10 protein-coding genes are annotated in these 11,650 nt (G+C 70.9%); 7 read left to right on the forward strand and 3 right to left on the reverse strand.

Annotated features, from left to right (window positions below; genetic code table 11):
• Window positions 1–144: 144 nt before the first annotated feature.
• Window positions 145–789, reverse strand: coding sequence for a DUF4360 domain-containing protein (locus E1264_RS32415; protein WP_165964490.1), 645 nt, complete (start codon window positions 787–789; stop codon window positions 145–147).
• A gap of 548 nt (window positions 790–1,337) precedes the next feature.
• Window positions 1,338–2,339, reverse strand: a complete 1,002-nt coding sequence (locus E1264_RS32420) for a hypothetical protein (protein WP_132179580.1) — start codon at window positions 2,337–2,339, stop codon at window positions 1,338–1,340.
• 629 nt (window positions 2,340–2,968) lie between these two features.
• Between E1264_RS32420 and E1264_RS32425 the strand changes: the two genes are divergently transcribed.
• The 5 genes from E1264_RS32425 to E1264_RS43870 all read left to right on the forward strand — a co-directional run bounded on the left by E1264_RS32425 (window position 2,969) and on the right by E1264_RS43870 (window position 7,445).
• Window positions 2,969–3,964: an NBR1-Ig-like domain-containing protein gene (locus E1264_RS32425; protein ID WP_132179582.1), complete on the forward strand. Its 996-nt coding sequence runs from the start codon at window positions 2,969–2,971 to the stop codon at window positions 3,962–3,964.
• Window positions 3,965–4,086: 122 nt separating this feature from the next.
• On the forward strand, window positions 4,087–4,500 hold the full coding sequence (locus tag E1264_RS32430) for a hypothetical protein (RefSeq protein WP_132179584.1): 414 nt from the start codon (window positions 4,087–4,089) through the stop codon (window positions 4,498–4,500).
• Window positions 4,501–4,661: 161 nt separating this feature from the next.
• Window positions 4,662–5,540: a peptidoglycan-binding protein gene (locus E1264_RS32435; protein WP_132179586.1), complete on the forward strand. Its 879-nt coding sequence runs from the start codon at window positions 4,662–4,664 to the stop codon at window positions 5,538–5,540.
• 53 nt (window positions 5,541–5,593) lie between these two features.
• Complete coding sequence (locus tag E1264_RS32440) at window positions 5,594–6,481, forward strand: peptidase inhibitor family I36 protein (RefSeq protein ID WP_132179588.1); 888 nt, start codon at window positions 5,594–5,596, stop codon at window positions 6,479–6,481.
• Window positions 6,482–6,500: 19 nt separating this feature from the next.
• Entirely contained in the window at window positions 6,501–7,445 is a 945-nt protein-coding gene (locus E1264_RS43870; protein WP_165964491.1) for a SpoIID/LytB domain-containing protein, read from the forward strand.
• A 91-nt stretch (window positions 7,446–7,536) separates the two neighbouring features.
• Here the strand turns inward: E1264_RS43870 and E1264_RS32450 are convergent, their stop codons facing one another.
• Complete coding sequence (locus E1264_RS32450) at window positions 7,537–8,628, reverse strand: hypothetical protein (RefSeq protein WP_132179590.1); 1,092 nt, start codon at window positions 8,626–8,628, stop codon at window positions 7,537–7,539.
• A 915-nt stretch (window positions 8,629–9,543) separates the two neighbouring features.
• Here E1264_RS32450 and E1264_RS32455 point away from each other — a divergent pair.
• Window positions 9,544–10,386: a hypothetical protein gene (locus tag E1264_RS32455; RefSeq protein WP_132179592.1), complete on the forward strand. Its 843-nt coding sequence runs from the start codon at window positions 9,544–9,546 to the stop codon at window positions 10,384–10,386.
• 3 nt (window positions 10,387–10,389) lie between these two features.
• Window positions 10,390–11,367: a hypothetical protein gene (locus tag E1264_RS32460; protein WP_132179594.1), complete on the forward strand. Its 978-nt coding sequence runs from the start codon at window positions 10,390–10,392 to the stop codon at window positions 11,365–11,367.
• Window positions 11,368–11,650: the final 283 nt, after the last annotated feature.

Raw genomic sequence — 11,650 nt, forward strand, 5'->3', positions numbered from 1 at the left:
CCCCGCTCGGCTCTCCCCGCCCTCGGCCGGTTCAGAGAGAGCAAGCCGCAGCGCGTGGCGGCCGGCAGAAGGGACGCGCTCGCGCCCCGCCTGCCGGCCGCCCGACGCCGCATTACCGCGTCACAGCGTTACTGCGTTACCGCGTCAGCAACGCTTCCAGGCGAGGTGGTAGTTCGCGTTCGCGTAGGCGGATTCCACCGCGATGAAGCTGGGCCTTCCGGAATCGCCCGCGTTGACCCGCACTTCGGTGTTGATGTTCAGGTTGCGGTCCGCGCCGCACTCCTTGTAGACGAGCTCGTCCCGCGGGATCCGGTCGTTGAACCGCCAGGAGCGGTTGGACGGGCCCTCGATGGTGTGCGACACCGAGCGCGTCTCGGAGCTGCCCTGGATGTAGTAGCTCGTCCGCCGGACGGCGGAGGCGCCTTCCTGGATGTGCGCGAAGCCGTTGGAGGAGATCCCGATGGGGGCCCACGTCCAGCCCTCGGGGGCGCCGACCTTGACGTTGAGCTGGCAGTTCTTCCGGAATTCGGTCGGCGGGGCGTCGCCGCCGCCCCAGGCCAGGTAATTGTCGAAGGTGACGGTGAAGGCGCTGCCGCCGTTGGACGGGGTGACCTTGGCCGTGCCGGCCGGGCAGCCCGAGCCGAGGACGGTCACGACCTCGAGGGTGGCGCCGCGGGGCGCCCAGGCCTGCTCGGCGCCTGTCTCGGGGTTGGTCTCGGAGGAGGCGGCGGCGTAGGACGCCGTCGCGAGGGCGGGCAGGAGCACGGCGGCGCCTACCACGATCCCCACACGTCTGGTGTTCATCATGGGTCGGGTCTCTCAGGAGGGGGTTGCCGCCGACCTCGTCGTCGCACGCGAATTCCACCAGCGGTGACCGGCGGACGACGCGGACATTGGCGGCCCGGGGCCGAATGGCGATCCTCACGGTTCGGAGAATCGTTTCGGAGAGTATTCTTTGTTCCACTTACCCGTCAACACTCAACGATTGACCATTTATTCACAATTCACATTGCCTTTGAATAGCTCTTTAAGGCCGCCGCACACGGGCTCGTTGGAGCGTGCTCGTCATCGCCGGCCCCGGGCGGGCCGGGGCGCGGACGGCGCTCGGCGGTGTGCCCGGCGGAGGCGGGTCTCCGCTGATCAAGACGCTTTCGGCGCGGGGACCGGCCTGCCGGAGGCCCCGCCGTACGCCGCCGTCGCCGCCGATCCCGGAAAAAACCGATCACGGCGCGTGGCGAAAGAAAGACCGCCCGCTATCCCCCACGACCGGCCGAAATGGGCCACGCCCACCCGCCGCCTGGCAGGCGAGGGGTGGGCGCGCGCCGTCACACCGTCTGTCAACCCATGGAGATGTCGAAAATGTGAAGCGCCGGGGCTCCCCGCACCGCGGACTTCGACACCGCCGGAACCGTCACGGCGGTCACCGTCCTGCCAGGGTCGACCGGGATCCGCTGGTAGAAGAGCTGGGTGCGCCGTTCGGTGCGTCCCGTCGCGGAATTGTTCCGGTAGTTCATGGTCGCCGGCACCGTCGAACCGGAGGGCGGCGCGCTGGTCCAATCGGGCGTGGAAAGCCGCGCCTTCGCGGACGTTCCGTCCGAATACCAGCCCGTCCAGTCACCGGCGGCGGGTCCGTAGGACGCGGCGGAAAGCACCCCGATGGAGTCGCCGGTTCCGTTCAGCGCGATGCTCTGGCCGTTCGCGACCAGGTTGTTCGCCGTCGCGACGGGCACGTCCGGCCAGCGCACGGTGACGCCGCCGACCGTGAACGGCGTCCCCGGGACCACCCCGGCCCGGGCGAGCGCCTCGGCCGAGTAGGACGACCCGGCGCCGTCGAAGCCATTGCCCAGCCCCGGCGGGTTCACATTCCCGTCGGTGGTGACACTGACGTTGCCGAATGCGTCGGACAGCGTGCCGTACGGCACCGTCACCACCAGATCGGCCCCGCCGAGACGCACCGTCTCCCTGAGCGAGCGCGCCGTTACCGACAATGGCACCGTCGCATTTCCGGGCTCGGCGACCCCGCTGACTTTGACCGCGGCCGTGGCCTTGCCGCCAGCGGGGACGCGGATCCGTCCCGATGCGGGGGTCACCGTCACCCCGTCAGGAGCGTCCGCCGTCCACGTCACGTCCGCCGCCTCGGCCGAGGCGTTGGTGACGGTCAGCGTGCTGGACGCGGTCGCGCCCGGCTTCTGCAGGACGATCGCCGGGTCCACCGAGACGCCGAACTGCGCCGGGACCAGCGCGCCCTTCGCGTACGCCTGGACTTCGCGCAGCGAGTAGCCGTACTGGGTGCCCCGCTCCGTCATCGCGACCCGCAGGTAGCGGCCCTGGCCGGACACCCGGCCGTGCCCGCCCGGAAACTGAGACGACCGGCGTCCGGCAGGTGGATCAAGGCGACCGCGCAGGTCGAGCCGGTCTGATTTCGGGCCGTCACCGAGTCCCGCGGGCGGCCCCGCCACCCCCTGCCGCATGGTCGGGGCCTGCCGCACGGTCGGCTCGACACGTGCGACGCGGAGATCGCCACCATGGACGCCCCGATTTCGTCACCGAAGAGAACACGGAGCGGGCCGAACAGAACACGGAGCGGTGGCGGGCGAAAACCCAAGGTCTTGATCACGATTACGCCCGATGCGCCGTTCTCGGGCGGGTTCGTCCATAGTTGAAATGGAACGTTCATTTTTCGGTTTCGGCCGGTGCCGCCGCTGGTCGGACGGCCTTCCGCTCGCAAGCGGCGGCGTCGCGGCACGTGCCCGCGGGTGAGCATTGCGTCAGCATCAGGGTGAAGGGACGAGAGCACGCGGGTGAAGGCGCGATGTCGCCACGAAACCCGCGAACATTCCGGCCGACCGGTCTATCCCAGTTGAATGATAAATGGCCGCCGAGTTGTTGGAGTCGCGTGACTATGGCACCCATCCCTCGGCTAGATTGTCCACGTTCGGCGCTGCCGACCGGGTAGGTGAGGTGGACCATGAACGGGTCTGGTGTGCTGCCGTCCGCCGGGGGCCAGGACGGGCGGGACCGTTTCGCCGAGCGGCTCCGGCGGTTACGCGCCGAGGCGGGCAACCCTTCGTTCCGGGTCATGGCGGCCAAGTCGCGGTCGGTCAGCCACGCGACCCTGCACGAGGCGGCCAAGGGAACGCGGTTCCCGAGCTGGACGACGACGCAGGCCTTCGTCGAAGCGTGCGGAGGCGACGTCGAGGAGTGGCGGGAGTACTGGTGCGCCGCGCTCGGCTCGGACGACGCCGCCGCTGCCGCCGCCACCGCCGCCGAGCAGGGCGGCACCGCGCTGGAGCAAGGCGACACCGCCCGGCTCGTCGGCACCGCCCAGCCGGGGGATGCGGAATCGGCCCGGCTCGGGGACGCCGACACCGCACCGCTCGACCGGGTTCCCGGAACGGCCGCCGGGGACGACCCGGCGTCAGCGGCCGAGCTGACCGCCGTGCCCGCACGCCGGCGAAGACGGCGCCGTGTCGTCGCGCTCGTCCTGGGCTGCGGGGCGCTGGGCGGCGGCGCGGCGATCACCGTGTCCATACTCCAGGACGACGGGGAAGGGCAACGGGAGCCCGGCGCGAAGGCCCCGCAGCCGGCGGTGGCGAGCGCCCCGGTGGTCGCCGGCGACAGGAGCGTCTTCATCGCCGACGTGACGATTCCCGATGGCACGGTGGTGAAGGCCGGGCAGCAATTCACCAAGACCTGGGAAATCGCCAACGCGGGCGCCGTCCCGTGGCGCGGGCGCTTTCTCGCCCGCGCGACGCTGCCCGCCGACAACGGCACCTGCATGACTCCGGGAAAGGTCCCGATTCCCGATACCGAGCCGGGCGCCCGGGTCCGGGTCAGCGTCCGCGTCACCGCTCCGGCCTCCCCCGGATCGTGCTGGGTCGGCTGGAAGATGGTCGACGGCAGCGGGCGGCAGCTCCTCCCCGGCGCGCGTCCCGTCTACTTCGTGGTGAACGTCGCCAGGTAGCGGGGCCGCCCGTGTAAGAGCATGTCAGAACCTGTCACATGGGGTACCTGACAGGTGCGCCCCCTCGGCAAGGTGGTCACTGCCCGCACTCCAGCGGGCGGTGACACGAGGGGGATTCGACGATGACGAGCATCGTCAAGGGGACGCTCGCCGCGCTTCTCGCGGTACCGGCGATGGCGGCGGTTCCGGCCGCCGCGCACGCCGAGCCCGCACCCGGATGCGGCAGCACCGTTCAGATCGGATCGACCGCCCATATTCGTCACGACGGACAGACTTTCGCATCGGTGAAGCAGTTCAAGGGATGCGGAAAGAACTGGGCCTATGTCTTCGTCTGGGCCGGCTACCGCAATTCGCACCGCACCTGGAACGCCTGTGCGGCGGTCGCCGACAATTCCGACCGCACCCTGCGGGGCACCCAGTGCCGGACCCGGACCAAGGAGGTCTGGTCGCTCGGCACCAACACGCTGGCGCACTGCACCCAGGCGGCCGGATGGATCCCGGACGGCCCCCGCGCCATGACCAGCGAGCGCTGCTGACGGCGGCGCGCGGCGGCCGGGACGGCTGAGACCGTCCGGCCACCTCTGAGGCCGCCCACCGCGGCGTTCCACCACCGATCACCCACCTGTCAGGCGGCGTATGCCCCTGCGCGGAAGCCTGCGCGGAAGCCCGCCTTACAACCAGCAGAGACGGGAGAACGATGAAGCTGCCCGCATATGCCGGCGCCCTCGTGGCGACGGCACTGATCACCCCGTTGACCGTCGTGTCCGCGACGTCGTCGGCACAGGCCGCGGCACCGGCGTCACCGGCCGCACCGGCGGCCGGGGTCCGGGCCCTGCCGAGCGTGAACATGGAAGCGGTCGTCAAGGCCGCGCAGATCGACCCGCGGCGCCCGGACGACACGCTCACCCCCGGCGCCAAGGCCGGCGTGCTCCTCGTCGAGCAGGCGCTGCGCGACCGGAAGCTGCTCGACAAGAAGTGGGTGGACGGGTACTTCGGCACCACCACGATCACCGCCTACGCGAAGTACCAGAAGTCGCTCGGCTACACCGGCCTGGACGCCAACGGCATGCCGGGGAGGACTTCGCTGGCCAAGCTCGGCGCGGGCCGGTTCACGGTCACCCACGTCATCACGCCGGGGAGCCGGGTGACCGTCGGGGGCGGCTTCGTCATCAACACGCGCACGCGGAGCATGCTCGCCGAGGCGGAGGGGCTGCTCGGCCGCGACCTCGTCCTGGAGCAGGGCTCCTACAACCCGGGTGGCGACCCCACGTCCGCAGGTACCCACGACGGCGGGGGCGTCGTCGACATCTCGGTCAAGGGGATGAGCGGGGCCACCCGCGAGGCGGCCGCCCGCGCGCTGCGCCGCGTCGGTTTCGCGGCCTGGGTGCGCAGCCCCCGGCAGGGCGACTGGCCGTGGCACATCCACGCCGCCGCCATCAGCGACACCGACCTGTCCGCTCAGGCCCGGCACCAGACCGGCGACTACTACCTCGGCCTGAACGGGCTCGCCGGCCGCGGACCGGACGACGGCCCGAAGGTGACCATCCGCACCTGGGAGGAGTACCAGCGCCGCTGACCGGTCCGGAAATCAAGGCCCCGCTGACAAGGAAGAGAAAAAGGAGAACGGTAATGGGAAAGCTCAACAAGGTCCTCAGCGTGACGGCGGCGACGGCCGCGATCGGCGGGACGGTGCTCGCCACCGTGTCGCCCGCTTCGGCGGCGGCCCGCGACGGCAAATGCGACAGCGGCGAGTTCTGCTACTACTTCAACAGCGGCAACGCCGGTTCGATCTCGGACTTCACCAGTTCGGTCGACGACTACGGCACCGAGCAGCCCTCCTGCTACGACTTCAAGGGCGCCGGAAACGGCAAGGGCAAATGCATCAAGAACAATGCCGCGTCGGTGTGGAACCGCAGTAGCAAGACCGTCCGGGTGTACTACAACAGCAACTACGGCGGCGCCTACCAGGACTTCAAGGCCGGGGCGAAGGGCAACCTGAACTCCACCCTGAAGAACCAGAACGCCTCGCACCAGTTCTCGCCGTCGTCGCGGGCGAACCTGTCGTACGGGCTGTACAAGGCCAGCGGCGGCCGCATCACCTGCGGCTTCGACGGCTACACCAGCACCCCCGGCCGGCACGAGGGCATCGACATCGCGCGCGGCGTCGGCTCGGACGTCCGCGCCCTGGTGGCCGGCAAGGTCATCTACGTCGCCCGCGGCCGCAACGGCAGCGGGGGCCTGTCCACCATCTCCATCTACAATTCCGCGGCGAACAAGACGGTGATCTACCTGCACACGGCGCCGCGGTCGTCGGTGAGCGTGGGCGACAACATCAGCCGCGGCCAGGTCATCGCGGACGAGGCGTGGCGCGGGGTGTCCTCCAGCTCGGGTGCGCACACCCACGTCGAGATGCGCCTCGGGCGGCAGACGCACGCCGCCAAGAGCGTCGGCGACCCGCACCTGGACAACCCGAACCCGACGTCGTTCTGGCGCTCGCAGGGCTACAACGTCCGATAGATCAGGGAGAAGGACGACCGTGTCAACACGAATCGCACGGCTGATCTCGCGGCTCACCGCGATCACCGTCGCGGCGGTGCTCGGCGGGACGGCGTTATCCGCCCTCACCTCGCCCGCTTCGGCGGCGGCCCGCGACGGCAAATGCGGCAGCGGCGAGTTCTGCTACTACTTCAACAGCGGCAACGCCGGTTCGATCTCGGACTTCACCAGTTCGGTCGGCGACTACGGCACCGAGCAGCCCTCCTGCTACGACTTCAAGGGCGCGGGCAACGGCAAGGGCAAATGCATCAAGAATGCCGCCGCCTCCGTCTGGAACCGCAGCGGCAAGACCGTCCGGGTGTACTACAACAGCAACTACGGCGGCGCGTCCCAGGACTTCAAGCCTGGAGCCAAGGGAAACCTGAACTCCACCCTGAAGAACCAGAACGCCTCGCACCAGTTCCTCACCGGGACGACGCAGTGCAAGACCGACGGCACGCACAGCAGGCTTCCCTCGTCGATCCTCGTGTACCGGGTGTCCGCCGGGCGCGTGGAGCGGGTGGCGTTCAAGACCTACGTCAAGAACGTCCTGCCCAACGAGTGGGTGTCGAGCTGGCCGAAGGAGTCCCTGCGGGCCGGGGCGATGGCCGTGAAGAACTTCGGCTGGTACTGGGCCCTGCACTCGACGCGCAAGACGTCATGGGGCGCGTGCTTCGACGTCTACGACACCACGTCGAGCCAGGTGTACAGGCCCGGCTCCGCGAAGGCGTCGACGAGCGCGGCGGTGGACGCGACGTGGGGCACCCGCATGACCCGCGGCGGGAAGATCCTCGAAGCGCACTACTGCTCCACCACGACGGCGTGCGGCGGATGGGTCGACGGTGACTGGATGTCGCAGTACGGCTCTCGCGACAAGGCCAACGACGGCTGGACCTACTCCAGGATCCTGAAGCACTACTACCGGTCGATCGCTCTCCAGTCCTGACCCGGAGAACGGCTGACCACGATCGATGAAGGGTGTCCGGAGCCGGCGCGTTCACACCGTGACCGCCGCTCTGGACACCCTTCGCGTCCGTCTAGGGAGCGGAGCCGCCGATCGTCGCGGCGGCCACGGCGGCGTGCTCGCGGTTGATCGTCATGATCCGGACGGACCAGCCGGGCGCCGCGCGGAGCTCCCGCGCGAGCGAGCCCCACAGCGCGGCCGCGCTCGCCGCCGCGCCGAGCCCGCCGCGCCCGGCGCCGAACAGCGGGAAGCACAGGGACGACAGCGGCGGCGCGAACAGGTGCCGCTCCCGCTCGGCCAGGGTGAACACGTTGCGCACCGCCAGCGGGATCACCTCGCGTCCCACCTCGTAGGCGTTCCGGCCGGGCCGGGGGATCGCGATCGCGGCGTGGTAGACGCGCTTCACCCCGTTCTCCGCCAGCCCGCCCGGGCCGGTCGCGGCGACGGTCCCGGGCGCGACCGGGAGCCCCAGCCGCCCATGCTCGGACAGCCAGGCGGACAGCTCGCGCTGGACGACGTCGTCGATGATCTCGCCGGCGGGTGTCCGGAGCGCGCCCGCGCGGCGCAGCGCCGCCGACAGCGAGGTGCCGAACGTCTTGGACATCTCGAACCACACGTTCTCCGAGGAGACCAGGACGTCGACGTCGCGCAGCAGCTCGATGGACCCGACGTCCAAGCTGACGCGCGGCGCCGAACCGATCCGCGGGAGATGGACCGTCCATGGCTGGAGCGCCTGCTCAGGAGGCCCCGGCACCGACGCGGCGGGCGGGGCGGCGTGCTCGGCGCAGGCGGCGATGATCTGCTCCGCCACCTGTTCGAGGATGACGCGCTCCTTGTCCTTGCGGAAGTAGCCGGGGGTGAGGCCGTAGATCTTCGCGGCGCGGCCGCGGCGGTCCTGCGCGGGCCAGTCGCGCGTCCCCGGCACGAGGCCGAGGGTGTAGCGGGCGGCGTCCGCGAGCTGCCCCGCCTCCAGCCGGTCGGCGGCGGCCCTGATGACCTCCTCGATCGCGGGCGGCGCCTCCGCCGCGCCCGGGCGGAGGAGGGCGGCGCTCTGCCGCAGCGCCGGAAGCCGCAGCGTGCGCAGCCGGACGAGGCCGTGCTCGCGGACGACCCGGAGATCGTCCACAAGGCCCTGGTGGGACGGGAGCGAAGGGGAGTCCGTCATGCCACCAGGGTCTGTGAAGGCACGCCGGTCGCGCTACCGTCCCGCGGCCCGCCGGGAGGCGCTTCCTTCCGCCGGGATCGCGCGGCCGGTCTCCTGCGGGCGCGCCGTCCGGCGTGGTCAGGCGGTACACCAGGAGGCCGACCCCGGCCGAGAGGACCGACCGGTGCAGGTCGGGCGGGACGAGGTCGCCGAGGGGCGACAGCGCCGCGAAGACCAGCGAGGCGAGCGCCACCACATAGGCGTCCAGGTTCCGTCCCTTCCGGAGGTCGCGCCGGATACGGCCGATGCCGTGCCGGTTCGGGTACGCGTCGTCGTCCATGAGGCGATGGTCCCCGGACGACCCGGGCCCGGGAATGCCGAATACCGGACAGCATTCACCGAATTGCCAAAAAGTTGACAGAATCCGCGTGCCGTTCCCGGTAGGCCGGCTTACCGCCGGATGACCGCCCGATCCTCGCCGGATCACCGCCGGAGGCCCGCCACCCTTATCCGCTGTGCTGGTTAACGCGGGCTTGACCGGCTTAACAGGCTTAACGGCAAGGGAAGGACGGACCGTCATGGAACCACACGCGCTTTGGGAAGCACTCCCCACCATCAAAGGGCAGACAAACACCGCGAACTTCCGCAATAGTTTGTGATGGAGTGATTCGGTCAGGACCCGCGGACCTGCCCTGGCGGCCGGAGCCCGCCCGCCAGGGCGGGGTCGCTCAGTTCGGGCCGGCGGTCCGTGGCTCCTCGCCCTCGTCGGGCGGCCCGCCCGGGGAGCCGATCCGGTAATCGATGCAGTAGCCGATCTGGGCGCCGCGCATCTCAACCTCCTGGGTCGTGATTCGTCCAGGCAGAGAATGCGCCGCGGGCCCGCGAACTTGTAACTCAAGATCAATGACAGAAACGTGACCGAGAACGAGGCCGACGATGAGCCAACTGGTACCTCGCATACGCGAAACCACCATCTCGGACTGGCAGCGCAAGATCCGCGGGCACGCGCGCCGCATCGACTACTACAAGGCCCTTGACACCTGCCTGGAGACCGTCGTCCCCGGAACGGTCTTCACCGGGGCGGACGCCCGGCACCGGCTCGCCGAAGAGGTCGGTGTGTCGTCGGGCTCCACGCTGTACAACCTCGTGGGCGACAAGAAGCAGAAGTACCCGTCGCTGCGCGTGGCCGTTTCCGGCACCCCGCTGCTGGACCTCCTCCCGGCGGGCGCCGTCGAGGCCCTCATCGCCGAGGCCAAGGTCTGGAGCCACTGGCCGCACCGGGAGGGCTGGCTCGCCGGGCTCGCCGCGACCGCCCCGGACGACCGGCGGTGGGCCGCCACGACGCTGATCAGCCGGATGGCGGACTGGGCGGCGCGGACGCCCCGGCTCGCCGCCGCCGAGCACGCCGCCGCCCCGCTGATCGCCGTCCAGGACCTGTGCCTGATCCTGGACGGCGAGGCCGCGCCGGCGGACGCCGCGGCGCTGCTGGCCCGGGTGGTGGAGCTCGCCGCCGGACCGCTCGGCACCGAACCGGACACGGTCCTGGACACCGCGTACGACGACCTCATGCGGCTCGGCTTCGAGCACCCCCGGTACGTGCGCGACGCGCTGTCGAGGGCGGGGGCGGGGCTCGGCGAGCTCGCCTACCTGCTGAACCGCGTCGACGGCGCGACCCGCGGCGCCGTGGCCGACCGGCTGGAACCGGTCCTCGCGGAGATCATGCGGCTGACGGATCCGGACGAGCTCCGCTCGGCGCCCCAGAAGCGGAGGGAGGCCTGATCGATGGCCGACGAGTCGGAGGTCCAGCTGCTGGCCGAGTTCCGCACCGTCCTGGCCTACGCCGCGGAGACGAACGACTACAAGCGGCTGCTGGAACTCGCGCAGCACGCGTCCCAGGACACGGGTATCAGCCACTCGGTGCGGCTGAGCATCGAGTGCGACTTCCAGGCGCTGGCGAGCCGGTCCAGGCTGGTGGCGAAGTCGGTTCCCATCTGGGACGACCTCGCCCGGCGGGCCGAGTCACTCCTCCCCGCGGACGACCCGACGCTGATGAGCATCCGGTCGATGCACGCCCAGTACGTCCGCCGGAGGGGCGAACCGGGCGACGCGGAGCGCGGCGTCCGGATGTACCGCGACGAGCTGGAGCTGCGCGCCGAGCACCTCGGTGACGATCACCCCCGCACCTGCGTCGCCCGCACCAACCTCGCGCTGGCCCTGCGCGAACGGGGCGGCTCCGGGGACGTGGACCAGGCGCTGCGGATCCTCCAGGAGGAGACCCTCCGCCGCCTGGACCGGTACGGGGCCGGACACCCCTTCACCTGGCGGGCACAGATCGTCTTCGCGCAGACGATGGTGCGCGCCGCCGAGCGGGCGGAGGACGAGCGCGAACGCGAGAGCCATGCGCGCGAGGCCCTCGCCCTCGCGCACTCGCTGCTGGAGGCTCGCCGCCGCCGCTACGGGGGTTCCGACAAGTCGACCCTCAACGCCCGGCTCGTCCATGCCCAGGCCCTGCTGGTGCTGGGAGAGACCGCCGAAGCGGTCGCCGAGCTGCGCGACGTCCGGAGGATTCCGCGACGCCCCGGCATGGAACCCGGCTGGCCCGAACTCCTCCTGGCCCGCGCACTCGCACCAGCCGAGCCGGACAAGGCCCTGAAATACGCCCGCGAGGCCCTGGCCCTGCGCAGACGCTACTACCCCGCAGGCAGCCGCCAGGTCCTAGAGGCCTGGCGCCTGGTACAGGACCTCGACGACACCTCCTAGAGCAAGGCCGCGTGTCAACGCGCGGCCCGCGTGTCAACGCGATCGCGGGCCAACGCGGCCCCAGGGTCAACGCGGCCCGGGGACCCACGCGGGCCATGGAGCAACGCGGGCCATGGAGCAACGCGGGCCATGGAGCAACGCGGGCCATGGAGCAACGCGGCCGCGGACCACTGCGAGCCGCAGGTCAGTGCGGGCCGCGGGTCAGTGCGGGCCGCGGGTCAGTGCGGGCCGCGGGTCAGTGCGGGCCGCGGGTCAGTGCGGGGTGTGTGGGAGGTTCAGGGGC

It is taken from the genome of Actinomadura sp. KC216 (assembly GCF_004348535.1).
Lineage (GTDB): Bacteria > Actinomycetota > Actinomycetes > Streptosporangiales > Streptosporangiaceae > Spirillospora.